The organism is Arthrobacter sp. TMS2-4 (assembly GCF_054511075.1).
In genome coordinates, this window is record NZ_JBTNDI010000001.1 from 515,647 (window position 1) to 540,730 (window position 25,084).

Here is a 25,084-nt window from a genome sequence, read left to right on the forward strand (position 1 = left end):
GTGATCACAACACAGGAGAGCAGGGACTGAGATGGCCGAATTGACCATCAACGCCGAAGACGTCCGTAGTGCGTTGAACGACTTTGCGGCGTCCTACGAGCCCGGAAACGCGGAGCGCGTCGAAGTCGGCCGCGTGACCACCGCAAGCGACGGCATTGCCCGTGTCGAGGGTCTTCCCTCGGTCATGGCCAACGAGCTGCTGCGGTTCGAGGACGGCACGCTCGGACTCGCCCAGAACCTCGACACCCGCGAAATCGGTGTCGTCGTGCTCGGTGACTACAACGGGATCGAAGAAGGCCAGGAAGTGCACCGCACGGGCGAGATCCTCTCGGTCCCCGTCGGTGACGCCTTCCTCGGCCGCGTTGTCGACCCCCTGGGCCAGCCGATCGACGACCTCGGCGAGATCGTCGCCGAAGGGCGCCGTGCGCTCGAGACCCAGGCTCCTGGCGTCACGCAGCGCAAGTCGGTGCACGAGCCCATGCAGACCGGTCTCAAGGCCATCGACGCCATGATCCCGATCGGCCGTGGACAGCGCCAGCTGATCATCGGTGACCGCCAGACCGGCAAGACCGCGATCGCCGTCGACACCATCATCAACCAGAAGGCCAACTGGGCTTCCGGTGATGTGAACAAGCAGGTGCGCTGCATCTATGTGGCCATCGGCCAGAAGGCGTCGACGATCGCCGCCGTCCGCCAGACCCTCGAGGACAAGGGCGCCCTGGAGTACACGACCATCGTCGCGTCTCCCGCCTCCGACCCCGCGGGCTTCAAGTACCTCGCCCCCTATGCCGGTTCCGCCATCGGGCAGCACTGGATGTACGGCGGCAAGCACGTCCTGATCGTGTTCGACGACCTGTCGAAGCAGGCCGAGGCCTACCGTGCGGTGTCCCTGCTGCTCCGGCGCCCGCCGGGACGCGAGGCCTACCCGGGCGACGTGTTCTACCTGCACTCCCGCCTGCTGGAGCGTTGCGCCAAGCTCTCCGACGAGCTCGGTGCCGGTTCGATGACGGGCCTGCCCCTCGTCGAGACGAAGGCGAACGACGTCTCGGCATACATCCCGACCAACGTCATCTCGATCACCGACGGTCAGATCTTCCTGCAGTCGGACCTCTTCAACGCCAACCAGCGTCCCGCCGTGGACGTCGGCGTGTCGGTGTCCCGCGTGGGCGGTGCCGCACAGGTGAAGTCGATGAAGAAGGTCTCGGGCACGTTGAAGCTGGACCTGGCGCAGTACCGCGACATGCAGGCGTTCGCGATGTTCGCGTCCGACCTGGACGCGGCGTCCCGCCAGCAGCTGACCCGCGGTGCTCGCCTGATGGAGCTGCTCAAGCAGGGCCAGTACTCGCCGATGCCGGTCGAGCAGCAGGTCGTGTCCATCTGGGCCGGTACCAACGGGTACCTCGACGACGTCCCGGTAGAGGACATCAACCGCTTCGAGACGGAGTTCCTGGAGCACCTCGGACACAAGTCGCAGGTCCTCACCACGCTCGCCCAGACGGGCAAGCTGGAGGACTCGACCGCCGAGGAACTGAAGACGCAGATCACCGGTTTCAAGCAGGGCTTCTTCGGGGCCGGTGCGGACGGCTTCGGTGCAGGTCACGAGGAATTCGAAGCGATCGACGCCGATTCGGTCGAGCAGGAAAAGATCGTTCGACAGAAGCGCTAGAGGATCTGCTCGCCGGGAGGGGCCAAGCCCCTCCCGGCCGCAGGACCCTGGCCTGATCGCTTCCCTCAGCGGAGGCGAAGGAAAGGACAAGAATGGGAGCCCAGATCCGGGTCTACCGCCAGAAGATCGCCTCGACCACGTCGACGCGGAAGATCTTCAAGGCGATGGAGCTGATCGCGACTTCTCGCATCGGCAAGGCGCGTTCGCGTGTCGCGGCGGCTCTGCCGTACGCCAACGCGATCACGCGCGCCGTTTCGGCCGTATCGTCGCAGTCTGAAATCGACCACCCGCTGACCACCGAACACGGTCAGGTCCGGCGTGCAGCCGTCCTGGTGATGACCTCGGATCGCGGGCTGGCCGGGTCGTACTCGGCCAGCGCACTCAAGCAGGCGGAGGGCCTCTTCGAGACGCTCCGTTCGGAGGGCAAGGAGACCCACGCCTTCCTGGTCGGACGCAAGGCCCAGGTGTACTTCGACTTCCGCGGCCGCGACTACGAGAAGGTCTGGACAGGATCCACGGACGCTCCTGAGTTCAGCACGGCCCGCGAGGTCGGCGAGGCACTGCTGGCAGCCTTCCTGAAGGACTACGAGGACGGCGGAGTGGACGAGATCCACGTCGTCTACACGAAGTTCCGCTCCATGGTCGTGCAGGAGCCGGCGGTCATGCGCCTGCTCCCGCTCGAGGTCGTGGAGGAGGAAGTGACCCAGCCGGGCGACCTCCTGCCGCTGTACGAGTACGAGCCGGAACCCGAGCAGGTCCTGGACGCCCTGCTGCCGCGCTACATCGAATCGCGCATCTTCGCTGCCATGCTGCAGGCCGCGGCGAGCGAACTCGCGGCTCGCCAGCGGGCGATGAAGTCCGCCGGCGACAACGCGACGGAGCTCATCAAGAAGTACACGCGCCTGCGCAACACCGCCCGCCAGGCAGAGATCACCCAGGAACTCTCGGAGATCGTGGCCGGTGCGGACGCACTGAACGCCTCCTGACCCGCCTCCCCATCCGGGCCCTCGAGGGTGCCGGGTGCACAGCTAGACTTGTTTCCACGCCATCTACGTAAATGAAGTGAGAGAGATGACTGCCCAGACTGTTGAACACGGTACGGACTCAGTTGCCCCCGGCGCCACCGGCCGTATTGCACGTGTCATCGGCCCGGTTGTCGACGTCGAGTTCCCGGCCGACGCAATCCCCGCAATGTACAACGCCCTCACCACCGAGGTCACCCTCAGCGGTGAGACGCGCATGATCACCTTCGAGGTCTCGCAGCACCTCGGTGACAACCTCGTGCGCGCCATCTCGCTGCAGGCCACCGACGGCCTCGTCCGCGGGACCGTGGTGCAGGACACCGGATCGGCGATCTCGGTGCCCGTCGGTGACGGCGTCAAGGGACACATCTTCAACGTCCTGGGCAAGCCGCTCGACGTCGAGGAATCCGAACTGGAGATCACGGAGCGCTGGCCGATCCACCGCAAGCCCCCGAGCTTCGCGTCCCTCGAGGGATCGACGGAAATGCTCGAGACCGGCATCAAGGTCATCGACCTCCTGACGCCGTACATCAAGGGTGGCAAGATCGGCCTGTTCGGCGGCGCCGGTGTCGGCAAGACCGTGCTCATCCAGGAGATGATCACGCGTGTGGCCCGCAACTTCGGCGGCACGTCGGTGTTCGCCGGCGTCGGAGAGCGTACCCGCGAGGGCAACGACCTCTGGGTCGAGATGGAGGAGGCGGGCGTCCTCAAGGACACCGCGCTCGTCTTCGGCCAGATGGACGAGCCGCCCGGAACGCGCCTCCGCGTGGCACTCTCGGCCCTGACCATGGCGGAGTACTTCCGCGACGTGCAGAACCAGGACGTGCTGCTCTTCATCGACAACATCTTCCGGTTCACCCAGGCGGGCTCCGAGGTGTCGACCCTGCTGGGCCGCATGCCGTCCGCCGTGGGCTACCAGCCGAACCTGGCCGACGAGATGGGTCTCCTCCAGGAGCGCATCACCTCGACCAAGGGCCACTCGATCACCTCGATGCAGGCGATCTACGTGCCCGCCGACGACTACACCGACCCGGCTCCCGCGACCACCTTCGCGCACCTCGATGCGACCACCGAGCTCTCCCGCGAGATCGCGTCCCGTGGCCTGTACCCGGCCGTGGATCCGCTCGCCTCGACCTCGCGCATCCTGGACCCGCAGTACATCGGCCACGACCACTACAACACGGCCGTGCGCGTGAAGCAGATCCTGCAGAAGAACAAGGAGCTGCAGGACATCATCGCGATCCTCGGTATCGACGAGCTCAGCGAGGAGGACAAGGTCGTCGTCGCGCGTGCGCGCCGCATCCAGCAGTTCCTCTCGCAGAACACCTACACCGCCAAGCAGTTCACCGGCGTCGAGGGTTCGACGGTCTCCATCAAGGACACCATCGAGGGCTTCTCGGCGATCTGCAACGGCGACCTCGACCACATCGCGGAGCAGGCGTTCTTCAACGTCGGCGGGCTCGATGACGTCGAGCGCCAGTGGGCCAAGATCCAAGACCAGACCGGGAAGTAACGCCCATGGCATCACAGGGCGAACTCGAGGTCGAAGTTGTCGCGGCCGACCACTTCGTGTGGTCGGGTGCGGCACGCAAGGTCAACGCACGCACGGCGAACGGGCAGATCGGTATCCTTCCCGGACACGCCCCGATCCTGGCGATCCTCGAAGCGGGCGAGCTCTCGGTGGAGCCCGTCAGCGGCGAACGCCTCGTGGTCGGCGTGGACGGAGGGTTCTTCTCGGTCGATTCCAACCGCGTCGTGATCGTGGCGGACAACGCCAAGGTCGGCGGTTCGGTGACTCCGGAATCCGACTAGGCCTCCCAGCATGGAGGCACTGGGTGTGACGTTCATCTGCCTTGCAGTCGTCTTCGGCCTGCTCGTGCTGGTGATCGGAGCATTCCTCCTCCGCCGCTATCAGCTCAATCGTGCCCTCGGCACGTTCGACGCCTCCATCCGCCTCCCTCCCAAGGGATGGCGGGTGGGGGTTTGTCGTTATACGGACAATCATCTGGAGTGGCTCAGCCTGCTGTCGTTGAGCCCCATCCCCAGGTTCCGGTTCCTCCGCAGCTCCCTCGAGGTCGAGGGGTGGCGTGCGCCCACGGAGGCCGAACGCGTGCGCATCCAGCCGGGTGCGATCATCGTCCAGCTCTCCCATGAGGGTGAGACGTTCGACCTCGCCATGCGCTACGACGTGTACGCCGGCCTCTCCTCCTGGATCGAGGCCGGGCCGGTCATCGGTATCGGCACCTGGCGCTGACCCCAGGCCGGAGGCCACCCGGACACTGCCGCCGTCAGTCCTCGAGGGGCCTGACCCAGGTCCCGTTGCGCAGCACGCCCTTGAGCTGAAGATCGGGCGAGACCACGACGGCGTCGGCGCGCAGCCCGCCGCGCAGACTGCCCACCTCGTCTCCGATCCCCAGGACGATCGCGGGCACGAAGGTCGCGGCGCGCACCGCGTCGACGACGTCGACACCCGCCTCGACGGTGCACCGGACGATGTCCAGGAGACTGCCGGCACCTCCGGCGAGGACTCCCGTCGCCGTGATGACGGCCGCGCCGTCGACGACGGCGATGGGGGCCTGCCCGAGGCGGTACTCCCCGGAGGTGCAGCCCGCTGCGGCGGTCGAGTCGCTCACCAGGCAGATGTTCTCGGAGCCAGCGATCGTGAAGGCCATCCGAACGGTCTCCGGGTGGAGGTGGACGTTGTCGGCGATGAGCTCGACGGCGATCTCCCCGGCGCGTGCCCTCTGCAGGAGCAGGGGGACCGGGCCTGGCGAGCGGTGATGCATCACGGGCATCGCGTTGAACAGGTGGGTCGCCGTCGGGCGTCCGCTGAAGCCCGCGAAACCGGTCGAGGCGAGCTCTTCGTTGATGAGGTCCAGGGCGTCCGACGTCTCCTCCGTGGAGCTGTCCGTATGCCCGAGCGAGGGGATCACCCCGTGCGTCACGAGCTCGAAGACCAGGACGTCGCAGCCGGGCAGCTCCGGCGCGTACGTCATCGAGACGAGGTGGCCCCGGCCGGCGGTGACGAGGCGGGAGACGTCCTCCTGGGTGGGCAGGATGAGGAAGGCCGGGTCATGGGCGCCGCATCGTTCCTTCGACAGGAACGGCCCCTCTGCATGGATGCCGGCGATCAACCCCGCCTCCGCAGCCTCCGCGAGCCTGCCGAAGGCGGCCTCGAGATCCGTCATCGGCGCCGAGCACGTGCTCGCGAGTACCGTCGTCGAACCACTGCGGTGGAGGTGGTCCGCCGCCCGCGCGATGTCGGCGTCCGAGCCGGAGGTGAAGTCACCTCCGCCTGCGCCATGGCAGTGCAGGTCGATGAGTCCCGGAAGAATGAGGTAGCCCTCGGGCAGCTGCTCCGCCGGCGCGCCGTCGCGCGCCGTGCCGGCCTCGGTGATCCGCGAGCCCTGCCATCGCAGGACGCCGTCATCGATGATCCCCGCAGCGGTGACCATTCGTCCGGACAGGGCAGTGGGCGTTCTGCTCGAGAGGGCCATGGTCCGAGTCTAGGGGGCTGCGGGCGGCCGCCCTAGAAGCCTGCTCAGAACAGGCGGGACGCGCTGTCGTCGACGCCGCGCATGGCGTCGTAGTCCAGCGTCAGGCAGTCGATGCCGCGATCCGTGGCGAGGACCCGCGCCTGGGGCTTGATCTGCTGGGCGGCGAACACACCACGCACGGGGGACATGAGCGGGTCGCGGTTCAGCAGCTCGAGGTAGCGGGTGAGCTGCTCGACGCCGTCGATGTCCCCCCGTCGCTTCAGCTCGATGGCCACGGTGCGGCCCTCGGCGTCGCGGGCGAGGATGTCCACGGGCCCGATGGCCGTCATGTACTCGCGCCGGATCAGGGTGAAGCCTGCCCCCAGCAGTTCGATCTGCTCGGCGAGGAGGCGCTGGAGGTCGGCCTCCACGCCGTCCTTGACGAGTCCGGGGTCCACGCCGAGGTCGTGGGCGGAGTCGTGCAGGTGTTCGCGGATGTTGATGACGAGCCGGTCGTCGCTCTTGGCGTGCTGCACCGTCCACACCTCGGTGATGCCCTCGGCGCGGTCGGCGTCGTCGGGCGCGCTCACGCGCAGGTTGGCGGGCGGACTCATCCAGTTCAGGGGCTTGTAGGAACCCCCGTCGGAGTGCACCAGCACGGAGCCGTCCGCCTTCACCATGAGGAGCCGGGTGGCCAGGGGCAGATGGGCCCGGAGGCGGCCGATGTAGTCGACGGAGCAACGGGCAATGACGAGACGCACGGGGACGACTCTACCGGGCGGAGTGCGCGGGGCATGATTCGCTCCGGGGAACGGACCGGGGCGCCGACCGGATGGCAGACTGGAACGGTGCCCCGTTCCAACCGACCCAGCCGGCCCGGTGGTGGTGCGCGGAGCAAATGGACCCCGCCGCCCGAACTGGACCTCGAGCGCGCACGGGCGGGCATTCCCGCCCGTGAGAGCGCGCCCGACGGCGAGTGGTCCGTGCGCCGCATCACGGAACGGAACGCCGCGAAGACCTACACCTGTCCGGGCTGCCATTCCTTCATCCCGCCGGGGATCGCGCACCTCGTCGTCTGGCGGGAGGATTCGCTGTTCGGTCCGCAGACAGCACTCGCCGAGCGCCGGCACTGGCACGTGCGCTGCTGGCAGACGCGCAGCTTCCGCTACTGACGCGGCGAGCCGCCCCCGGGATCGCCGACCTAGACTGGGGACATGGCGAGCGACACCACCGACTACACCTACTCCACCAGCCACGATCCGATCGAGATCCGCGCCTCCACGGTGCTTCCCGCCGATCGGCGCGAGATCGAGCTGCATACCGCGGACGGGCTGACGCTCGTGGGGGAGTTCTCCGCGCCGGCCGGCGGGCGTCCCCCCAGGGCGACGCTCGTGACACTCCACCCTCTGCCCACGCACGGCGGCTTCATGGACTCCCACGTCTACCGGAAGGCGTCCTTCCGCCTGCCCGCCCTCGCGGACATCGCCGTCCTCCGCTTCAACACGCGCGGCACGTGCTCGCCGCGCGGTTGCAGTGACGGGACGTTCGACGGCGGGGACGGCGAGCGATTGGACCTCCAGGCGGCGGTCGACTGGGTGGTGGCGCAGGGCCTGCACCACATCTGGCTCGTGGGCTGGTCCTTCGGCACCGAGCTGTGCCTCAAGTACGGCGCCCAGGACCCGGTCGCGGAGCACATCGAGGGGGCCATCCTGCTGTCGCCCCCGCTGCACCGGGCGGACGACGCGGATCTGGACGCCTGGGGTGCCAGCGGACTGCCCCTGAAGGTACTGGTGCCGGAGTTCGACGACTACCTGGTGCCGGAGGCGGCCGCCGCCCGGTTCTCCCGTGTGCCGCAGGCCGAGCTCACGGGTGTGGACGGCGCGAAACACCTCTGGGTGGGGGAGAAGTACGCGGCGCGCGCGCTCGACGAGATCGTCGGCGTCGTTCGCCCCGACATGGATCGTCCGCTGCCGACCGAGTGGTCGGGCCCGGCCGCCGTCGCGCCGTCCGCGGTGGCGGCGAGCTGACCTCCGATCGCGGACGCGCCCGGCCCGCTAGTTGCGGTCCTGGCGGGCGATGAATACTTCCTTGAGCAGCAGCATCGCGGCGGCCGCCGTCGGGATGGCGATCAGCGCGCCGAGCACCCCGAGGAGGGTGCCGCCGGCGATGACCGCGATCACCGCGACGGAGCCGGGCACCGCGACGGCGCGCTGCATGATCCGCGGGGAGATGAAGTACGCCTCGAACTGCAGGTAGGCCACATACGGGATGGCGAACAGCAGGGTGGTCTGCCAGCCCACGGTCAGGGCGATCAGGGAGACGAGGACGGCCGCGGTCGCTGCGCCGATCAGCGGGATGAAGGCCAGGAGCACGACCACGAAGGTCAGCAGCACGGAGAACGGGATGCCCGCGATCGACATCACGATGAACGCGAACGTGCCGTTGAGCAACGCCACGCACGCCTGCCCGATGACGTAGAGGCCGACACTGCGGGTGATCTCCTCCGAGAGCACCTCGACACGGGGCCTGCGGGAGCGGGGAGCCAGCCGATAGGCCCACTTCTTCATGCCAGGCAGGGACGCGAGGAAGTAGAGGGCGAGGACCAGGATCACCAGCGCGCCGAAGAGCCCGCTGACGATCACGGTCCCCACCCCGAGGACGCCGCCGAAGATGCCGCCCACGGCCTCGCTGTTGGCGAAGAACTTGTCGATCTCGGAGCTGACACGCTCGCGGACCTGGAACTGCCGGTCGACGCCGAGAAAGAACTCGGAGTTGAGGAAAGTACGGGCGTAGCCCGGTGCCCGATCGACGATCTGCGAGGTCTGGTTCACGATCGTCGGGATGAGCAGCGCGAAGAACCCGACCACGATGCCGATGAGGAGCAAGAAGGAGACGGCGATCCCGGCGGGCCGCGGAACGTACCTCGTCTCGAACCAGCGGACGATCGGGTCCAGGCCGAGGGCGATGAAGAGCGCTGCCCCGATCCAGACGAGGAGCTGGCCGACGTTGGTGATGATGAAGAAGGCGAGCAGGGCGAGACCGACGCCGACACTCATCATGAAACCGAAGTGGATGGGGTGCGCGCGCATGGTCGGGGCGTCGTTGCCGCCGAACTTCAGGCGCTCGTCGGCCAGGGACACGTTCTGGTCGACCGCGATATCGGCCGGCTCCACCTCCGGCGGGAACTCGAAGCGCGGGCGTGGCCGGGCGGCCGGGAGCGAGTCACGCACGAGGCGGTAGAGGGAACGCCACGCCGACGACCGTTCGACCGGCCGAACCGGGTCCTCGGAGGGCCGTCCGTCGCTGCCGTTCGCGGCCGACGCGGGCCGGGGGAGCGGCTGGTCGAGCGGGACGTCCTGGGGGTCTGTCAACGGAGGGCTCTGCTTTCAGCTGCGCGGCGTCCGGCCGCGGGAGGGAGGACTAGCGAAACACTAACAGCCGGGCTCCCGAGGCCGGATCCTTGACGACCGACGGCCAGGGTGTGCCCGCCCGGATCGGTCGGGACGATTGTCGTTACCATTGAAGAACTATTCCTGAGTGGTCCCGCAGCGGCACGCGTCGCCGCGCCGAACCGTCGGAGCAGAATCGAAGCGGAATCGGAGCGGAAGGGGCCACGCGGTCCGCCGTCACGGACAACGATAGGCAACCAGTGCGCGTGAAGACAGCAGTATCGATCATCGTCGCAGGGCTTCTGCTGATGCTCCTCGGCATCGGGCAGGTGACGGTCTGGGCTCCTGCCGAGACCGTCACCGCCGGTGTCGCGCAGGACGCCGAGGCCGGACCGGTCACGGTGATCGAGCCCGGTGTGCGGGGCAACGCCGATGGCCCGGTCGAGGTGACGGTCGAGGCCGACGGCCCCTTCACCCTCGCCGTCGGGCGGGCGTCCGACGTCGACGCCTGGGTGGGCGACGCGGCGCACCTGAGCGTCACCGGGCCCGGTGAGGAGACGCTGGACTCCACCTTCACGCCGGGCGAGGCCACCGTCCCCGATCCGCGGGGCAGCGATCTGTGGATCGCGGAGGAACCCGGGGACGGATCGCTGACCTACCGGTGGAGCGAGCCCACGCAGGGAGACTGGGCCCTCCTGCTCGCGGCCGACGGCGAGTCGCCCGCCCCCACCACGGTGTCCGTCACCACCCCGAACAACCAGTCCACACCCTTCGCGCTACCGCTCATCATCGGCGGCGCGCTCGCCGTCGTCCTCGGCATCGCGCTCCTCCTGATCTCGCCGCGCCGCCCCCGGAACGGACACCGGCCCGAACCCGTCGAGGGCACGCGCGCCTACGCGCGCCGCCACGCCGCTTCCGGCGGTTCCGCCGGGTCCGCCGGTTCCGCCGGGTCCGCCGGGTCCGCCGGCGGAGCCTCCCGGGTCGCCGCTCCCGGCGCCGTGCTCCTCGTCTCGGGCCTCGTGGGGTCCGGTTCCCTCCTGGGCATCAGTCCCTCGCTGGCGACGACGCCGTCACCGGTGCCGTCCTCCAGCGCCTCCTCCAGCGCCTCGTCGGGGGCCGTCAAGGGTGCCCCGTCGGCGGGCAGCAAGGCGAGCGGGCCGCCTGTCGTCCTCGACGTGCAGCTCGAGCGCATCCTCGGTGCCGTCGCCTCGACGGTGGCCGACGCCGATGCCGCCTCCGACGCGAAGCTCCTCGCCCCCCGGGTCGACGGCGCAGCACTCGACCTCCGGACCGGCGCCTACGCCGTGCGTGCCAAGGACAAGGAGGCTGCCGCGCCCGTGGCCGTGGCCGCGTCGCCGATCCTGCTGGACATGGTCCCCACGGGTACGGAGTGGCCCCGGACGGTCATCGCCCTGACACAGGGGGAGGGCAATCCCGTGCCGCAGGCGCTCCTGCTGGTCCAGGAGGCGCCCCGCGAGAACTACCGGCTGACCTCCGCCGTGCAGATGCTGCCGGGCAGCACGTTCCCCTCGCCGCCGGTCCCGGGCGCCAGCGGCCCCGTGCCGCTCGATGATCCGGGAGCCCTCGCGAGTGCGCCGCAGGCCGGCGTCGCGGCGATCGCCGACTTCCTCACGAAGCCGACGGGCCCGAACGCGGAGACGTTCGAGACGAACTCGTTCGCCGAGGCGATCACCCGGTTCCAGGACGACGTCGTCGCGGATCCCGGCAACAGGGCCGCGAAGATCACCTTCACGCACACGGCGCAGGAGGACCGGACGCACGCACTCATGACCGGCGACGGAGGGGCCATGGTTTTCGGCTACCTCACCCACACCTACTCCAGCGTCCCGAAGTCCCGCGGCGACACCATCGACCTCAGGGACACGGTGTACCAGTCGCTGACGGGCAAGACCACGAGCGGGAAGGGCATCGACGTCAATTACGGCGAGGCCGTGATGATGTACGTACCGCCCGCAGGCAGCGAGGATAAGATCCGGGTCATCGGCGCCGCCCAGCAGTTGCTGTCGGCCACCCTCCGCTGACCCGCACCCCCGGTATCGACCAGCAGCAGCCACAGAAAGGCAGAGCATTGTCCACACCAGCACAGCGGGGCGGAATCCCGCCGTCGAGCATGAACCTGCGCGGAGCGGTGGACCTCTCCGCCCTCAAGGCCCGCGCGGATGCGGCCTCACGCCCCGCCGCGGCCCGGCAGGCCGCCGCGGCGCCGAGCCCGTACGTCGTCGAGGTGACGGAACAGACCTTCCCGCAACTCGTGCAGCTCTCGTCGCAGGTACCCGTGATCGTGAACCTCCGCGCCACCTATAGTGACCAGTCCACCCAGGTCACGGCGGTGCTCGAGGCGGCCGCCGTCGAGTTCGACGGGCGGATCCTGCTCGCCAACGTCGACCTCCAGGCGCAGCCTCAGATCGGGCAGGCCTTCCAGGCTCAGGGCGCCCCGACCGTCGTCGCCGTGGTCAAGGGCCAGCCGGTCCCGCTCTTCGAGGGCGCCCTCCCGGACCAGCAGATCCTCGCCTACCTCGACGAGCTCATGAAGGTCGCCGAGGCGAACGGCGTGACCGGGACGCTCAACGACGGCTCCCAGCCCGGCCCGGCCGACGCCGAGGAGCCGCCCCTGCCGCCCCTGCACCAGGAGGCGTTCGACGCGATCGAGCGGGGCGACTACGGTGCTGCCGCGGCCGCCTACCGCCGCGCGCTCGCCGAGCAGCCGGCCGACGCCGATGCGAAGGTCGGCCTCGCGCAGGTGGAACTCATGGAGCGCGTCCAGGATCTCGACGCCGGCGAGGCCCGCCGGCGCGGGGCGGACGAGCCCGATGTCGTGGAGGCCCAGCTGGCCGTCGCCGACCTGGACCTGACGGGCGGCCACGTGGAGGACGCCTTCAGCCGCATCGTCGCGTTCATCGGTAGGACTGCCGGCGAGGACCGGGACGTGGCGCGCAAGCGGCTGCTGGAACTGTTCGACGTCGTCGGCGGCACCGACCCGCGGGTGACGAAGGCCCGCGGCGCGCTGGCCCGCGCCCTGTTCTAGGCATTCCAATGGGTGCGCCCGCGCCCACCCGCTCTTCCGAAGGACCACGATGACCCCCGCAGCTGCCCCGACCGGTACGGCCGGCCTGTTCCATCCGATGACCCTGCGATCCCTCGATCTGCCGCACCGCGGCTGGGTCGCGGCGATGTGCCAGTATTCGTGCGACCCCGACGGTGCCGCCGGTGTGCCGACCGACTGGCACCTCGTGCACCTCGGGCAGTTCGCACTCGGCGGGGCGGCGCTCATCATCACCGAGGCGGCGGCGGTGAGCGCCGAGGGCATGATCAGTCCGCGCGACGCCGGCCTCTACACCCCGGAGCAGGCGCACGCGTGGCGTCGGATCAACGATTTCGTCCACGAGCACAGCGCCGTCGGCACGAAGACGGCGGTGCAGCTGGCACACGCCGGGCGGAAGGCCTCGACCTACTGGCCGTTCAGCGGCAAGCGGGGTTCCGTGCCGGAGGCCGAGGGTGGCTGGCAGACCCTCGGACCCACGGATGAGGCGTTCGACGGCTACACCGCGCCACGTGCGATGACGGAGGAGGACATCCAGCAGGTCATCCGTGACTTCGGCGCCGCCGCGGCGCTCGCCGTCGACGCGGGCTTCGACACACTGGAGATCCACGCCGCGCACGGCTACCTGCTGCACCAGTTCCTCTCGCCCCTGGTCAACACCCGGACCGACGGCTGGGGCGGCTCGGAGGAGGCCCGTTTCCGGCTCACGCTCGAGGTCGTCCGGGCGGTCCGCCGTTCCATCCCGGAGGGCATGCCGCTCCTGCTGCGCGTCTCGGCGTCCGACTGGACCGAGGGCGGGCTCGACGGCGACACCTCCGCGCGGCTCGCGAAGCGGGCAGCCGAGGAGGGCGTCGACTTCGTGGACGTCTCCTCCGGCGGAGCGGTCCCGGGCGCAGCCATCCCCGTGGGGCCGGGCTACCAGGTACCACTCGCCGAGGAGGTGCGGTCCTCCGGCGTGCCGACCGGCGCCGTCGGCCTCATCGACGATCCGCACCAGGCGGAGCAGATCATCCGTGGTGGTCGGGCCGACGTCGTGCTCATCGCGAGGGCAGCCCTGCGCGATCCGCACTGGTGGATGCGTGCCGCCCAGGAGCTCGGACACGAGCTGGTGCCCGCGCCGCAGTACGAGCGTGCCGGGGCCTACTGACTGCGCCTGTCTTTCCTCCTTTGGGATGACGAGCCGCGGAGCGGCGCGTTGCTAGCGTTGAACCATGAACTCCCCTGTGCCGTCGCCGTCCGCAGAGAACGAGCCCCGGGGGAACACCGGCAGCGCCGCCCTCAGCATCCGCGGGCTGGCCAAGAGATTCGGCGGGAAGATCGCCGTCGACGGTGTCGATCTCGAGGTCCCGCAAGGGTCCTTCTACGGACTGGTGGGGCCGAACGGTGCGGGCAAGACCACGACCCTCTCCATGGCGACGGGACTGCTCCGCCCCGACTTCGGGCAGGCGCTCGTCCACGGCGTCGACGTCTGGGCCCGGCCGCTGGAGGCCAAGAAGCTCATGGGGATCCTGCCCGACGGAGTCCGGCTGTTCGACCGGCTGACGGGCGAGCAGCTGGTCACCTATGCCGGGCTGCTACGCGGCATGGACCGGGAGACGGTCGCCGAACGGACCGACGACCTGCTGCGTGCCCTCGATCTGGCGAACGACGCCGGCACGCTCGTCGTCGACTACTCGGCCGGCATGACGAAGAAGATCGCCCTCGCCTCCGCCCTCATCCACGCGCCCCGGCTGCTCGTCCTCGACGAGCCGTTCGAGTCGGTCGATCCGGTCTCCGCGGCGAACATCCGCGACATCCTGGCCGGCTATGTGGAGTCCGGCGGATCGGTGATCGTCTCCAGCCACGTCATGGACCTCGTGCAGCGCATGTGCGACCACGTGGCCGTCATCGCTGCCGGCACGGTCCTCGCCGCGGGGACGATCGACGAGGTCCGCGGTGACGCGACGCTCGAGGACCGCTTCGTGGAACTCGTGGGCGGTCGCAACACGTCGGAGGGGCTGTCGTGGTTGCGGACCTCCTGAAGCTGAAGCTCCTCCTCCTGCGCAATTCGCTCAGGCGGAGCACCGCCCAACTGGTCGGCCTGATCCTCGGTGGGCTGTACGGGCTCGGCATCCTGGGGACGGTCGTCGTCGGGCTCGTGTTCCTCGGTGCGGCCGACCCCGACTTCATCCGGACCGTCCTCGTTCTCGGTGGATCTGCGGCCGTCCTCGGCTGGATCGTGATCCCCATCGCCGCGACCGGCATCGACATGACCCTCGACCCCGCACGGTTCGTGACCTTCGCCATCCCGCGGCGGCAGCTCCTCGCGGGGCTCGTGCTGGGCGGACTCCTGGGCATCCCGGGCATCGTGACCCTCATCGCCGCGCTGGCGCAGGTGCTCACGTGGATCCGGTACCCGGCCGCGGCGGCGACCGCGCTGGTGTGCGGCCTCGTGGCCGTCCTGCTGTGCGTCGTGGCCTCACGCCTGGTCACGACGGCGGTGTCCTCCATGACCGGCTCCCGCAGGTTCAAGGACATCAACGGCATCGTGGCCTTCATCCCGCTGATCTTCCTCGGACCGATCATCGCGGGGGTGACGGCGGGGTTCCAGAATTCTCCCGCCTTCGCCGCCACGCTGGCGGACGTCCTCGCCTGGACGCCGCTGGGCGCGCTCTGGGCCGCGCCCGCCGACGTTGCGGCCGGCGCTGCCGGGATCGCGGCGCTCCGGTTCCTGATCGGGCTCGGGACACTGGGGCTGTTCCTCCTGCTGTGGAGCCGCAGCCTCAGCCACGCCCTGGTCACTCCTCCCTACAATGCGGTGACCAAGCGGGCCGGCGGGAACCTGGGCTGGTTCGGCCGGTTCCCCGCCACGCCTGCGGGTGCCGTGGCCGCTCGGGCCCTGACCTACTGGCAGCGGGATCCCCGCTACTTCGCGTCCCTCGTGGCCATCCCGCTCATCGCCGTGCTGCTGGTCATCTCGGGTGGTACCGAGGGCGCGGCTCTCGCGTTCCTCGGTCCCATCACGGCGTTCATGCTGGCCTGGTCCATCTCCGCCGACATCTCCTACGACAACACGGCGTTCAGCCTGCACCTCTCGACGGGGGTCGGAGGACAGGACGACCGCCTCGGCCGGGCGCTCGCACTCCTGGTGTTCGCGCTGCCGACCACCCTGCTGTTCACCGTGGCTCCGCTATGGGTCGCGGGTCGGCTCGAGGACCTGCCGGTGATGCTGGGGCTGTCGATCGGTCTCCTGCTGACGGGGACGGGGCTGTCGAGCGTCGTGTCTGCCCGATACACCTACAACGTGCCGATCCCGGGTGAGAGCGCTTTCAAGACGCCGCCCGGGACCAACTTCGTGATGTTCGCCGTGCAGTTCATCGGCTGGATCGTCATGCTGCTGCTGGCGCTGCCCGAGATCGTCCTCACGATCGTCTACTTCGTGACCGGGGACGCGCTGTTCGGCTGGCTCGGTCTGCTGGTCGGGGTGATCCTCGGCGGGGCCCTCCTGGTGGTCGGTATCAGGACCGGAGGCCGGTGGTACGACCGCAGGGCCCCCGAACTGCTGCTGGCGGTCTCGGCGAACCGCTGAGGCATCGATCGGACGTGGTCCGCGCGAACCATAAGCTCGGCGTAGCCGCCTGACAAGGGTGGAACGGGTCGAGTAGTCCTATCGGTGTCCTGCGCTGTGCATAACCTTCAGCCGCCTGAGTCCATCGGGCTATGCTGAGCCCCATTCCGGCGGGACTGGCGAAGTGATGGGGGAGTTGCATGTTTCCTGTGCGTGCAGAGGACCGTCGACGAGCCGTACCGATCCTTGCCGGAGCCGCTGCGGCCTTGCTGCTCCTGACCGGATGCCAGAACGATGCAGACGCCGCGCCGGGCCGGACCTCCGCCCCGCTGGTGTCCTCGGCGGCGCCCACGATCTCCGAGGCCCCGAGCCCTTCGGCCACGCCCTCCGCTGCCCCTGAACCATCACCCGCGTCCTCGGCCGGTCCGGCCACCAACATCCCCGTTCCGGTGAAGCCGGCGCTCGCCGACGAGAACACGGTCGAAGGGCTCGAGGCCTTCACGGAGTACTGGCTCGAACTGTTCTCGTACGGCTACGAGACGAACGACTGGGCCCCGTTCGAAGCCGTGACTGATCCTGGCTGCCGCACCTGCGCCAAGTACAAAGAAATCGTTCAGGACATCTATGCCAACGGCCGTTATATTAGCGGCGGTGCTTTCGTGATGAGCGACTTTGGCACCGACTTCGAATTGAATACACAAAGTTCAATCCAAGCTTTCGTAACTAACGGGCAATCCGACATTACCTTCTACGACAGCAGCGGCGTTGCTATTCGAACGGATCAGGCCCCCGATCCAGTTGTGGACGTTATATTCGCGACCTTCACCACGGACGGATGGTTGATGCTCGACTTTGGGAAGCCCGAGGGTACCCAATGAGTGCGGTTGGCACAGGCATTCTCATCGTCATATTGGCCGCAATCCAAGCTATTTCCGCTCCAGCCAGCGCTTTGGAACAAGGAGATCCGCCCAACGCCTTTGTATCGGAAGGGTCGTTCTCGGCTGTGTCCGGGAAACGAAGCGTTCAGATGGGTAAGCCAGCCACTAGAAACTCGGTGCTCGACTCGACGTCGGCCGTACTGCCTCAAGCCAGCAACATCACCTACACCTATGTCCGCGCCTGCACCGCCGGGGCCGGGAGTGCTCTGGACCCCGCGACGTGCCCTCGTATGGACGCCCAGTGCGATGCCCAGGACGACGGCATCCTCGTCAACTGGATCGAGATCGACAACAGCGTGCAACCGGCCACGCAGACTCCGACGGGGAGGTCATCCTGCATGTATCCCGGTGAACCACCGACTCCGCCGGTCGAGGGCGCGGAGGTCCCCGAAGAAGCACCGATCGTGATCACCCTCGAGGAGTTCCAGAAGCAACCCGTTCTCGCGGCGACCATCGTGTCTCAGCCGTCGAACTTCGGGCTCAGGAACGCCCACTCCAACATCTACGCGCATGCGCAGGAGCAGGAGTTCACCTTCGAGTTCCAGGACGCCGCGATCGTCCTCAAGGCCCGCCCGGTGTCCTATCAGTGGGACTACGGTGACGGCACCAGCGCCACGACGACCACCCCGGGAGGTCCCGTGGACGGGGCCGCCTTCGACACCCGGACACCCACGAGTCACCAGTACACCCACACCGGAGACTTCGAACTGACGCTGACCACGTTCTTCGCCGGCGACTATTCGGTGGACGGAGGCCCGTTCCAGCCGGTCGCCGGTGAGGCGGCGGTCGTGTCTGCGCCACACCTCATGAGTATCTGGCGTACCAGGGGGCACAACGTGAGCGAGAACTGCCTCGAGAATCCGCAAGGGATCGGCTGCGAAGCCCCCACCCGCTGACCAGGCGGCGTTCTCCTGCGCGGCATGCGTGGTGGCGGTCAGAAGGGCGGGGGCTCCGGATCGCAGGCGTAGGTGCGACCTGCGGGTGAGGTGGCCACGAGGGTGCCCGGAGTGGGCTGGTGGTAACGCCATATGCCTTCGCTCTTGAGCATGTGGTGCCTGCGGCACAGGTGAGCGAGGTTATCGTGACTAGTGGGTCCGCCGCGGGACCACGGGGTGGTGTGGTCCAGTTCGCAGCGGGCCGCGGGGATACCGCACCCGGGGTGTCGGCAGGTGCGATCGCGCACCCGCAACCACTTCTTCAGGTCCGAGGGGACGGAGTAGGTGCTGCGCCCGACGCTGAGGACGGCCCCCGTCTCCGGATGGGTGAGGAGTCGGGTGAACGAGGGCGCGTGCGCGGCGAGCCGACGGGCGATGTCTGCCGGAACGGGACCGTAGCCCTCGAGATCCGCCGGGGCGTCGTCGACGCCGAGCAGGGTCAGGACCGGGACGGTGACGTTGATGTGTGCCCGGACCCGGTACCCGCCGGCGGCAGCATCGGCGATGGCATCGTCGGCTGTCACAGTGTCGGAACCGGGCCGGTCCGTGTGGGCCGCGCATCCGGCGTCGCTCAGGAGCAGATCGGTGAGGACGTCGGCGCGCAGCTGTGGGAGCGTCCGGTGTTCGGTGGAGGTCTGGAGGGTGCGGGCCGTGTAGGTGAGTCGGGCATCGATGGCGGCGGCGTCGGTTGCCGGGAGGTGGACGTGGAGCCAGGCCATGGCGTCGTCCGCCGCCTCGAAGTCCACGCGCCGTCCCTGCTCCGCGGTGCGGGCGCGCTCCTCGAGCGCTTCGGGGTGGAGCTGGGCGCGGAGCCGCCGGGCCCGATAGCTCAGGCGGGGCACCGTGGTGTCCGCGGCGATCGGCAGGAGGGCCTCTTCCAGGCGGGCCGCCGCAGGGTGGGGCAGACCGAGGTACTCGTGGAGGAGCGTGGTGGCATGGGGCCAGGAGATCGCTCCATCGCGGAGGGCGGTGAGGGTTCTGGGGTGGTAGTTGACCAGCAGGGCTGAATACTGGACGAGGCGGTGCGCTGTGCGTTCGGAGATACGCAACAGGCACGCGATTTCCGTGGCGGTGGTTGTATCGGCGAGGTTGGTGCGGTGTGGACCGGGCTGGCCGGGCCAGAAATGGTCCATCATCTTCTCTTCGAAGACTTTTCTCAGTTCCTCCGTGCTCGCGGCGAGTTCGGCGTCGATACGTGCCTTCTCGGCGTTCAGCGCGGTAATCCGGTCGGAAAGCCGATCGAATTCCCTCGCGTGTTCCGCTGACGTCCTCATGAAGATATTATCCCGCCTGCCACCGACATTATCGGGGTGCTCCACGGTCCTTTGTCCTGGATCGGAGGTACGGGAAGCGTACGGCCGCCGGAGGTTCCTGTGGCGAAAGGCTCCCCGAGGCCGTGGGGACCGGACGATAGACTGGCATCATGACTATGCCTGCTGATCCCTTCGAGAACGATCCGCGCGATCCCGGCACCGGCGGTTCGACTGCGACCATCGAGCGCGAGGAAGTCCGCCAGGAGGTCGAGCCCGGCGACGCAGAGCGGTTCGCGCACTATGTCCGCAAGGAGAAGATCATGGAGTCGGCCTTCACCGGCGAGCCCGTGATCGCACTCTGCGGCAAGGTGTGGACCCCCGGGCGCGATCCCGAGAAGTTCCCCGTGTGTCCCGAGTGCAAGGAGATCTACAACGGTCTCCGCCCGGGCAACGACAAGCCGAAGGACTGACCGCGGGCGCCTGACCGGCGCGCCACACTGCGTCGGCCCTGTGCCGGCGCCCCTTCCGCGCGCCACAGGAGCACCCCATCCCCGGAGACGGGAAGTGCCCCGACCCGAACCCGAGGTGACATGAGCAAGACTGCGAAGGCGTCCGCCGGGGCGACCGGTGGGGCGATGTCGCCCGAGCTGCGACCCCTGACCATCGGGATCCTGGCGATCATCACGTGCGCGGCCTTCGAGGCGATGGCCGTCGTGACCGCCATGCCGTCGGTGGCGCGCGAACTCTCGGGTGAGGCCAGCTATGGCCTGGCCTTCTCGATGTACCTGACGGCGTCGCTGCTCGGTACCGTCGTCGCCGGTTCGTGGTGTGACCGCCGAGGGCCCCGACCGGCCCTCGCCGTGGGTCTGGGTCTCATGGTCCTCGGACTGCTCGCCGCGGGTGCCGCACCCGCCTTCTGGCTCGTGACGGTGGGCCGCGCCATCTCGGGGCTCGGCGGCGGCTTCATGATCGTCGCGGTGTACGTCGTGATCGGACGGTCGTTCCCCGAGAAAGCGCGGCCCGTGGTTTTCGGCTGGCTGGCGGCCGCCTGGGTGCTGCCCGCGCTGATCGGCCCGGTGGTGGCGGGATTCGTGACCGAGCACCTCGGCTGGCGCTGGGTCTTCCTCGGTGTCGTGCCGATCGTGCTCGCGGCGGTCGTCATCGTCTGGCCGAAGACGAGGGAGCTCGGTCCGGTCGACGCAGCCGACGCCGGACCGGCGAAGGCCCGTACCCTGCGCGGGCTCGCGCTGGCCGCCGGTGTCTTCGCCGCGCAGTGGTCGCTCGTCCATCTCGCGGACACCGAGGATCCCGGCGCGTCGACAGTGGTCGGACTGGTGAGCCTCGCAGTGGCGGGCGTCGTCGTCGCCCTCCTCGTGCTCCCCGCCCTCCTGCCGAGGGGCACGCTTGTCCTGCGGCGGGGACTGCCGAGCATTATCGCCACGCGCGGCTTCGTCACTGTCGCGTTCTTCGGGACCGAGGCCTTCATCCCGCTCATGCTCGTCAGCTCCCGTGACATCAGCCCGGGGACGGCCGGCCTGACCCTGAGCGCAGGGGCGCTCGGGTGGAGTGCGGGCTCCTTCGTCCAGGCACGCGTGACGTTCCGCCGTCAGTGGCTGCTGGTCGCGGGTTCCTCCATCCTGTCCCTGAGCCTCGGCGGCTTCGCCCTGGCCACGGCGGTCGAGGCTCCGCTGTGGGTGCTGGCCGTGGTGTGGAGCCTGTCGGGCTTCGCCATGGGCATGACGCTCTCCAGCACCTCCGTGCTGGTGCTCAAACTCTCCGCGACCAGCGAGCAGGGCAGGAATTCCGCGGCCCTGCAGATCTCCGACCAGCTCGGCGGTGTGGTCGGCACGGCGGGCGCAGGAGCCCTCTTCGCCCTCCTGCGTGACGACGCCGACCCCGGCCACGTCCCCACCTTTGTTGCGATCTGGCTGGCTCTCTGGGCGTTCACGGCAGCAGGTATAGTTTCGGGTCTGAGAGGGGCCCGGTCGTCCGATGACGGCCCCGGTCTCGCCCCCCGCAAGCCAATGGAAGGTACTGTCCCGGCGTGAGTAATGACACCCTGTTCGGTGCCGGCGCAGCCCTGCCTCCCGCGTATCCGGAGCGCGCCGCCTGGGGCACAGCCCCCAAGCTGCGCCAGTGGCAGAGCGAAGCGCTGGAGAAGTATTTTAAGGATTCCCCGAGTGATTTTCTCGCCGTGGCCACGCCCGGCGCGGGCAAGACGACCTTCGCGCTCCGCGTGGCGACCGAGCTCGTCGAGCGGGGCGTCGTCAACCGGGTCACCGTCGTCGCCCCCACCGACCACCTGAAGCGGCAGTGGGCCGACGCCGCAGCGCGCGTGGGCCTCGCGATCGATCCCAACTTCAAGAATGCCGACGGCCGGCACGGCGGGGCGTTCATCGGCGTCGCAGTGACCTACGCGCAGGTGGCCAGCAAGCCCATGCTGCACCGCGCCAAGACGGAGGCCGCCCGCACGCTCGTCATCCTCGACGAGATCCACCACGGCGGGGACGCGCTCTCCTGGGGTGACGGCATCCGCGAGGCGTTCGAGCCCGCGACCCGCCGCCTCGCCCTCACCGGGACGCCGTTCCGCTCGGACACCGCCGCCATCCCGTTCGTCGAGTACGCCGAGGACCGTGACGGCATCCGGCGCTCCCGCGCCGACTACACCTACGGTTACGGGCAGGCGCTCAAGGATCACGTGGTGCGGCCCGTCATGTTCATGGCCTACTCGGGCCAGATGCGCTGGCGCACGAGCGCGGGTGAGGAGATGGCGGCGTCCCTCGGCGAGGAAGCGGTCACGAAGGACATCACCGCCCAGGCCTGGCGGACGGCGCTGAACCCCGCGGGCGAATGGATCCCGTCGGTCCTCGCGGCCGCGGACAAGCGCCTCACCGAGGTGCGACGCACCGTGCACGACGCCGGCGGACTCGTCATCGCGACGGACCACGACGACGCCCGCGCCTATGCCGGGCAGCTCAAGCGGATCACGGGGGAGTCCCCGACCGTCATCCTGTCCGACGACGCCAAGGCGTCGTCGAAGATCGAGGAGTTCTCCGCGGGGGACAGGCGCTGGATGGTGGCGGTCCGCATGGTTTCGGAGGGCGTCGACGTCCCGCGCCTCGCGGTCGGCGTCTATGCGACGTCGACGGCCACCCCGCTGTTCTTCGCGCAGGCCGTCGGCCGGTACGTGCGGGCACGTCGCCGCGGGGAGACGGCGTCGATCTTCCTTCCCTCGGTACCCAATCTCATGGCGCTGGCCAACCAGCTCGAACTCGAGCGCGACCACGCCCTCGACCGGCCGGAGAAGGACGACGAGGGGTTCGGCCTCGAGGACGCCCTGATGGAGGCCGCGAACCGTGAGGACAAGGCGTCGGACTCCCTGACCAAGCAGAAGTTCGAGGCCCTCGAGTCGCAGGCGTCCTTCGACCGGGTCCTCTTCGACGGTGGTGAGTTCGGCACGGGCGGCGAGATGGGCAGCGAGGAAGAGCAGGATTTCCTCGGCATACCGGGACTGTTGGACGCCGACCAGGTGGGCCAGCTGTTGCGCCAGCGCCAGCAGGAGCAGCAGGTCCGCCGGAAGTCCCGGCCGGGGGCGGCGCCTGCCGCCGAGCCGCTCGTGGTGGACCACCGTCAGCTCACCGAGCTGCGGGGCCAGCTGGCCAAGAACGTCTCGGCATGGGCGGCCCGCACGGGCATGCCGCACGGCCAGGTCCACACGGAGCTGAGGCGCCAGTGTGGTGGGCCCGCGGTGGCCCAGGCCAACGAGGACCAGCTCCAGCGCCGCCTGCAGAAGCTGCAGGACTGGTTCATCGGGAAGAAGTAGCAGGAAGAAGAGGACGAGGGCCGGGCCGTGGGAGCAGGCCCGGCCTTCGTCGTGGCGGGTCTAGCGGACCAGCTCCGCGCCTGCGGCCTCGAGTTCGTCGAAGGCCTCCTCGGACCTGTCCCCGTGCACGCCCCGCGTGAGCCCGGTCGGCACGGTGACGGAATAGCCCGCCTGCAGAGCGTCGAGCGCGGTCGCCCGGACGCAGTAGTCCGTCGCCAGCCCGACGACGACGACGTCGTCCACGTCGCGGTCCCGCAGCCAGTCGTCGAGGGTCATCGGATCCTCGTCGGCGTCCACGGCCGCTCCGCCGAGCTTTTGGTCGCCCGTCGGCACCTCGTCATCGGGAGCCTTGACGCCCTCGAAGCCGGAGTAGGCGGCCTCGAACCGGCCCTTGCGGAACACCGCGTCGATGCTCTCTGTGTCGAGGTCCGGGTGGAAGTCGGAGCCCTTCGTGTCCGCGACGCAGTGGACGGGCCAGGAGTCCACGAAGTCCGGCGTCTCCGAGAAGTGTGTCCCGGGATCGATGTGCCAGTCCTGCGTGGCCACGACGTAGTCGTACTGCGCAGCGTGCTCGTCGATGTGGTCGCTGATGTCGGCGGCCACCTGCGCACCTCCGTCGACGGCGAGGGACCCGCCCTCGCAGAAATCGTTCTGCACGTCCACGATGATCAATGCGCGCGTCATGATGCTGCCTCCTCGTACTCGGTGGGGATGACGGGTTCGCCTCGCTGCAGCCGTCGGACGGCCCCCGGCAGTTCCGCGATGGAGCTCAGGTGCCGTTCGGCGGCGCGGGTGACGGCCTCCGGCCCGGTCCAGCCCGGCAGGAGGTCGCCGTCGCGCACGAAATGCTGCACCAGCGGGCGGTCGTTGCCGTCGGCGGCGGGGGTGATACCGATCCCCACGACCTCGGCCTGCGCCGTGCCGTGCTCGTCGAGGCGGCGCAGTGCCTGCTTGTGCCCGCCGACCGAGGCCTTGTTCCTGGCGGCCTTCGCGACGGCTACGAAGGTGCCGTGGTCGTCCTGGCGGCTCACGAGTTTGTACACCATGCCTGCGGTCGGGGCGCCGGAACCGGTGACGAGGGACGTGCCGACGCCGTAGGAGTCGACGGGCGCCGAGGCGAGCAACCCGATCGCGAACTCGTCGAGGTCGGAGGTCACGACGATCTTGGTGGTGTGGTTCCCGAGGTCGTCGAGGAGTTCGCGCACCCAGCGCGCCTGGGCCACGAGGTCACCGGAGTCCAGGCGCACGCCGCCCAACTCGGGACCTGCGACCTCGACGGCGGTCCGGACGCCCTGTTCGACGTCGTACGTGTCCACCAGGAGCGAGGTGCTCCGCCCGAGGGCCGCGACCTGCGCCTCGAAGGCCGCCCGCTCGGAGTCGTGCAGGAGCGTGAAGGAGTGTGCGGCCGTCCCCACCGTGGGGACACCGTACCGCCGTCCGGCTTCGAGGTTGGAGGTGCTGGCGAATCCGCCGATGATCGCGGCGCGCGCGGCGGCGACGGCGGATTCCTCGTGCGTGCGACGCGAGCCCATCTCGATGCAGGGCCGTTCCCCCGCGGCCCCGGTCATGCGGGAGGCCGCCGAGGCGATGGCACTGTCATGGTTCAGGATCGAGAGGATGAGCGTCTCGAGGATGCAGGCCTCGGCGAAGGTGGATTCCACCGTCAGGATGGGGGAGTTGGGGAAGTAGGCCTCGCCCTCCGCGTACCCGGAGATCGATCCGGTGAAGCGGAAGTCGGCCAGCCAGGTGAGCGTGGCGTCGTCGACGATCCGGTGGTCGCTGAGGAACGCGAGCTGCGGATCGTCGAAGCGGAAGGCGGCCAGCGCTTCCAGCAGCCGCCCCGTCCCCGCGACCACGCCATAGCGGCGACCCGCCGGGAGGCGCCGTGCGAAGGCCTCGAACACCGAACGGCGGTGGGCCGCTCCGGAGTGCAGCGAGGCCTGCAGCATCGTGAGTTCGTACTGGTCGGTGAAC

Annotated in this window: 23 protein-coding genes; 17 read left to right on the forward strand and 6 right to left on the reverse strand. The window is 69.1% G+C overall.

The genetic code is table 11. The features are described from left to right. The first annotated feature begins 31 nt into the window (after positions 1 to 31). The 5 genes from atpA (at position 32) to ACX80F_RS02395 (ending at position 4,942) form a co-directional block, all read left to right on the forward strand. Positions 32 to 1,666 (forward strand): F0F1 ATP synthase subunit alpha, encoded by a 1,635-nt coding sequence (gene atpA / locus ACX80F_RS02375; RefSeq protein WP_459334772.1) that lies wholly within the window; start codon positions 32 to 34, stop codon positions 1,664 to 1,666. Between the two features lie 92 nt (positions 1,667 to 1,758). Next, a complete protein-coding gene (locus tag ACX80F_RS02380; protein WP_459334773.1) occupies positions 1,759 to 2,652 on the forward strand; it encodes a F0F1 ATP synthase subunit gamma in 894 nt (297 codons plus the stop codon). Between the two features lie 85 nt (positions 2,653 to 2,737). After that, positions 2,738 to 4,201 carry a F0F1 ATP synthase subunit beta gene (atpD, locus tag ACX80F_RS02385; protein WP_459334774.1) on the forward strand — a complete coding sequence of 488 codons (1,464 nt, stop codon included), beginning with the start codon at positions 2,738 to 2,740 and terminating at the stop codon, positions 4,199 to 4,201. A gap of 5 nt (positions 4,202 to 4,206) precedes the next feature. After that, positions 4,207 to 4,500 carry a F0F1 ATP synthase subunit epsilon gene (locus tag ACX80F_RS02390; protein WP_459334775.1) on the forward strand — a complete coding sequence of 98 codons (294 nt, stop codon included), beginning with the start codon at positions 4,207 to 4,209 and terminating at the stop codon, positions 4,498 to 4,500. Positions 4,501 to 4,510: 10 nt separating this feature from the next. Next, the gene (locus ACX80F_RS02395) at positions 4,511 to 4,942 is read left to right on the forward strand and encodes a DUF2550 domain-containing protein (RefSeq protein WP_459334776.1); all 432 of its coding nucleotides are present in this window, start codon (positions 4,511 to 4,513) and stop codon (positions 4,940 to 4,942) included. A 34-nt stretch (positions 4,943 to 4,976) separates the two neighbouring features. On the opposite strand, the gene ACX80F_RS02400 is transcribed toward ACX80F_RS02395, so the two are convergent. Together ACX80F_RS02400 and nucS are read right to left on the reverse strand one after the other, a co-directional pair. Further along, entirely contained in the window at positions 4,977 to 6,185 is a 1,209-nt protein-coding gene (locus ACX80F_RS02400; RefSeq protein WP_459334777.1) for an N-acetylglucosamine-6-phosphate deacetylase, read from the reverse strand. Positions 6,186 to 6,229: 44 nt separating this feature from the next. After that, on the reverse strand, positions 6,230 to 6,925 hold the full coding sequence (gene nucS / locus ACX80F_RS02405; protein WP_459334778.1) for an endonuclease NucS: 696 nt from the start codon (positions 6,923 to 6,925) through the stop codon (positions 6,230 to 6,232). An 87-nt stretch (positions 6,926 to 7,012) separates the two neighbouring features. Here nucS and ACX80F_RS02410 point away from each other — a divergent pair, with 87 nt between their 5' ends. Together ACX80F_RS02410 and ACX80F_RS02415 are read left to right on the forward strand one after the other, a co-directional pair. Continuing rightward, on the forward strand, positions 7,013 to 7,336 hold the full coding sequence (locus tag ACX80F_RS02410; RefSeq protein ID WP_434993853.1) for a hypothetical protein: 324 nt from the start codon (positions 7,013 to 7,015) through the stop codon (positions 7,334 to 7,336). 42 nt (positions 7,337 to 7,378) lie between these two features. Next, on the forward strand, positions 7,379 to 8,191 hold the full coding sequence (locus ACX80F_RS02415; protein ID WP_459334779.1) for an alpha/beta hydrolase: 813 nt from the start codon (positions 7,379 to 7,381) through the stop codon (positions 8,189 to 8,191). A 27-nt stretch (positions 8,192 to 8,218) separates the two neighbouring features. On the opposite strand, the gene ACX80F_RS02420 is transcribed toward ACX80F_RS02415, so the two are convergent. After that, the gene (locus ACX80F_RS02420; protein ID WP_459334780.1) at positions 8,219 to 9,535 is read right to left on the reverse strand and encodes an AI-2E family transporter; all 1,317 of its coding nucleotides are present in this window, start codon (positions 9,533 to 9,535) and stop codon (positions 8,219 to 8,221) included. Between the two features lie 284 nt (positions 9,536 to 9,819). On the opposite strand from ACX80F_RS02420, the gene ACX80F_RS02425 reads away from it, so the two are divergent. The 7 genes from ACX80F_RS02425 to ACX80F_RS02455 all read left to right on the forward strand — a co-directional run bounded on the left by ACX80F_RS02425 (position 9,820) and on the right by ACX80F_RS02455 (position 17,995). Beyond that, positions 9,820 to 11,595 (forward strand): hypothetical protein, encoded by a 1,776-nt coding sequence (locus ACX80F_RS02425; protein WP_459334781.1) that lies wholly within the window; start codon positions 9,820 to 9,822, stop codon positions 11,593 to 11,595. A gap of 47 nt (positions 11,596 to 11,642) precedes the next feature. Continuing rightward, positions 11,643 to 12,599: a co-chaperone YbbN gene (locus tag ACX80F_RS02430; RefSeq protein WP_459334782.1), complete on the forward strand. Its 957-nt coding sequence runs from the start codon at positions 11,643 to 11,645 to the stop codon at positions 12,597 to 12,599. Positions 12,600 to 12,648: 49 nt separating this feature from the next. After that, on the forward strand, positions 12,649 to 13,761 hold the full coding sequence (locus tag ACX80F_RS02435) for an NADH:flavin oxidoreductase/NADH oxidase (RefSeq protein ID WP_459334783.1): 1,113 nt from the start codon (positions 12,649 to 12,651) through the stop codon (positions 13,759 to 13,761). Positions 13,762 to 13,825: 64 nt separating this feature from the next. Continuing rightward, a complete protein-coding gene (locus ACX80F_RS02440) occupies positions 13,826 to 14,635 on the forward strand; it encodes an ABC transporter ATP-binding protein (RefSeq protein ID WP_459334784.1) in 810 nt (269 codons plus the stop codon). After that, on the forward strand, positions 14,617 to 16,182 hold the full coding sequence (locus tag ACX80F_RS02445) for a transporter (RefSeq protein ID WP_459334785.1): 1,566 nt from the start codon (positions 14,617 to 14,619) through the stop codon (positions 16,180 to 16,182). Before ACX80F_RS02440 ends, ACX80F_RS02445 begins: the two co-directional genes overlap by 19 nt. A 245-nt stretch (positions 16,183 to 16,427) precedes the next feature. Next, the gene (locus ACX80F_RS02450; protein WP_459334786.1) at positions 16,428 to 17,039 is read left to right on the forward strand and encodes a DUF6318 family protein; all 612 of its coding nucleotides are present in this window, start codon (positions 16,428 to 16,430) and stop codon (positions 17,037 to 17,039) included. Positions 17,040 to 17,188: 149 nt separating this feature from the next. After that, positions 17,189 to 17,995 carry a PKD domain-containing protein gene (locus ACX80F_RS02455; protein WP_459334787.1) on the forward strand — a complete coding sequence of 269 codons (807 nt, stop codon included), beginning with the start codon at positions 17,189 to 17,191 and terminating at the stop codon, positions 17,993 to 17,995. A gap of 38 nt (positions 17,996 to 18,033) precedes the next feature. Here ACX80F_RS02455 and ACX80F_RS02460 read toward each other — a convergent pair whose 3' ends face one another. Further along, positions 18,034 to 19,308, reverse strand: coding sequence for a DUF222 domain-containing protein (locus ACX80F_RS02460; protein ID WP_459334788.1), 1,275 nt, complete (start codon positions 19,306 to 19,308; stop codon positions 18,034 to 18,036). A gap of 149 nt (positions 19,309 to 19,457) precedes the next feature. Between ACX80F_RS02460 and ACX80F_RS02465 the strand changes: the two genes are divergently transcribed. The 3 genes from ACX80F_RS02465 to ACX80F_RS02475 all read left to right on the forward strand — a co-directional run bounded on the left by ACX80F_RS02465 (position 19,458) and on the right by ACX80F_RS02475 (position 23,110). Next, entirely contained in the window at positions 19,458 to 19,757 is a 300-nt protein-coding gene (locus ACX80F_RS02465; protein ID WP_459334789.1) for a DUF3039 domain-containing protein, read from the forward strand. A gap of 120 nt (positions 19,758 to 19,877) precedes the next feature. Further along, positions 19,878 to 21,335 carry an MFS transporter gene (locus ACX80F_RS02470; RefSeq protein ID WP_459334790.1) on the forward strand — a complete coding sequence of 486 codons (1,458 nt, stop codon included), beginning with the start codon at positions 19,878 to 19,880 and terminating at the stop codon, positions 21,333 to 21,335. Next, on the forward strand, positions 21,332 to 23,110 hold the full coding sequence (locus tag ACX80F_RS02475) for a DEAD/DEAH box helicase (RefSeq protein WP_459334791.1): 1,779 nt from the start codon (positions 21,332 to 21,334) through the stop codon (positions 23,108 to 23,110). Before ACX80F_RS02470 ends, ACX80F_RS02475 begins: the two co-directional genes overlap by 4 nt. A gap of 60 nt (positions 23,111 to 23,170) precedes the next feature. Here ACX80F_RS02475 and ACX80F_RS02480 read toward each other — a convergent pair whose 3' ends face one another. Both ACX80F_RS02480 and ACX80F_RS02485 read right to left on the reverse strand, forming a co-directional pair. Then, positions 23,171 to 23,794: an isochorismatase family protein gene (locus ACX80F_RS02480; protein ID WP_459334792.1), complete on the reverse strand. Its 624-nt coding sequence runs from the start codon at positions 23,792 to 23,794 to the stop codon at positions 23,171 to 23,173. After that, positions 23,791 to 25,059, reverse strand: coding sequence for a nicotinate phosphoribosyltransferase (locus ACX80F_RS02485; protein WP_459334946.1), 1,269 nt, complete (start codon positions 25,057 to 25,059; stop codon positions 23,791 to 23,793). The genes ACX80F_RS02480 and ACX80F_RS02485 overlap by 4 nt, the downstream gene beginning before the upstream one ends. Positions 25,060 to 25,084: the final 25 nt, after the last annotated feature.

What these genes read in the sequence shown, in the direction of transcription:
- atpA (WP_459334772.1), top strand. Translation starts at nt 32, where the DNA reads ATGGCCGAATTGACCATCAACGCCGAAGACGTCCGTAGTGCGTTGAAC.
- ACX80F_RS02380 (WP_459334773.1), top strand. Translation starts at nt 1,759, where the DNA reads ATGGGAGCCCAGATCCGGGTCTACCGCCAGAAGATCGCCTCGACCACG.
- atpD (WP_459334774.1), top strand. Translation starts at nt 2,738, where the DNA reads ATGACTGCCCAGACTGTTGAACACGGTACGGACTCAGTTGCCCCCGGC.
- ACX80F_RS02390 (WP_459334775.1), top strand. Translation starts at nt 4,207, where the DNA reads ATGGCATCACAGGGCGAACTCGAGGTCGAAGTTGTCGCGGCCGACCAC.
- ACX80F_RS02395 (WP_459334776.1), top strand. Translation starts at nt 4,511, where the DNA reads ATGGAGGCACTGGGTGTGACGTTCATCTGCCTTGCAGTCGTCTTCGGC.
- ACX80F_RS02400 (WP_459334777.1), bottom strand. Translation starts at nt 6,185, where the DNA reads ATGGCCCTCTCGAGCAGAACGCCCACTGCCCTGTCCGGACGAATGGTC.
- ACX80F_RS02415 (WP_459334779.1), top strand. Translation starts at nt 7,379, where the DNA reads ATGGCGAGCGACACCACCGACTACACCTACTCCACCAGCCACGATCCG.
- ACX80F_RS02435 (WP_459334783.1), top strand. Translation starts at nt 12,649, where the DNA reads ATGACCCCCGCAGCTGCCCCGACCGGTACGGCCGGCCTGTTCCATCCG.
- ACX80F_RS02440 (WP_459334784.1), top strand. Translation starts at nt 13,826, where the DNA reads ATGAACTCCCCTGTGCCGTCGCCGTCCGCAGAGAACGAGCCCCGGGGG.
- ACX80F_RS02455 (WP_459334787.1), top strand. Translation starts at nt 17,189, where the DNA reads ATGGGTAAGCCAGCCACTAGAAACTCGGTGCTCGACTCGACGTCGGCC.
- ACX80F_RS02460 (WP_459334788.1), bottom strand. Translation starts at nt 19,308, where the DNA reads ATGAGGACGTCAGCGGAACACGCGAGGGAATTCGATCGGCTTTCCGAC.
- ACX80F_RS02465 (WP_459334789.1), top strand. Translation starts at nt 19,458, where the DNA reads ATGACTATGCCTGCTGATCCCTTCGAGAACGATCCGCGCGATCCCGGC.
- ACX80F_RS02470 (WP_459334790.1), top strand. Translation starts at nt 19,878, where the DNA reads ATGAGCAAGACTGCGAAGGCGTCCGCCGGGGCGACCGGTGGGGCGATG.
- ACX80F_RS02480 (WP_459334792.1), bottom strand. Translation starts at nt 23,794, where the DNA reads ATGACGCGCGCATTGATCATCGTGGACGTGCAGAACGATTTCTGCGAG.
- ACX80F_RS02485 (WP_459334946.1), bottom strand. Translation starts at nt 25,059, where the DNA reads ATGCTGCAGGCCTCGCTGCACTCCGGAGCGGCCCACCGCCGTTCGGTG.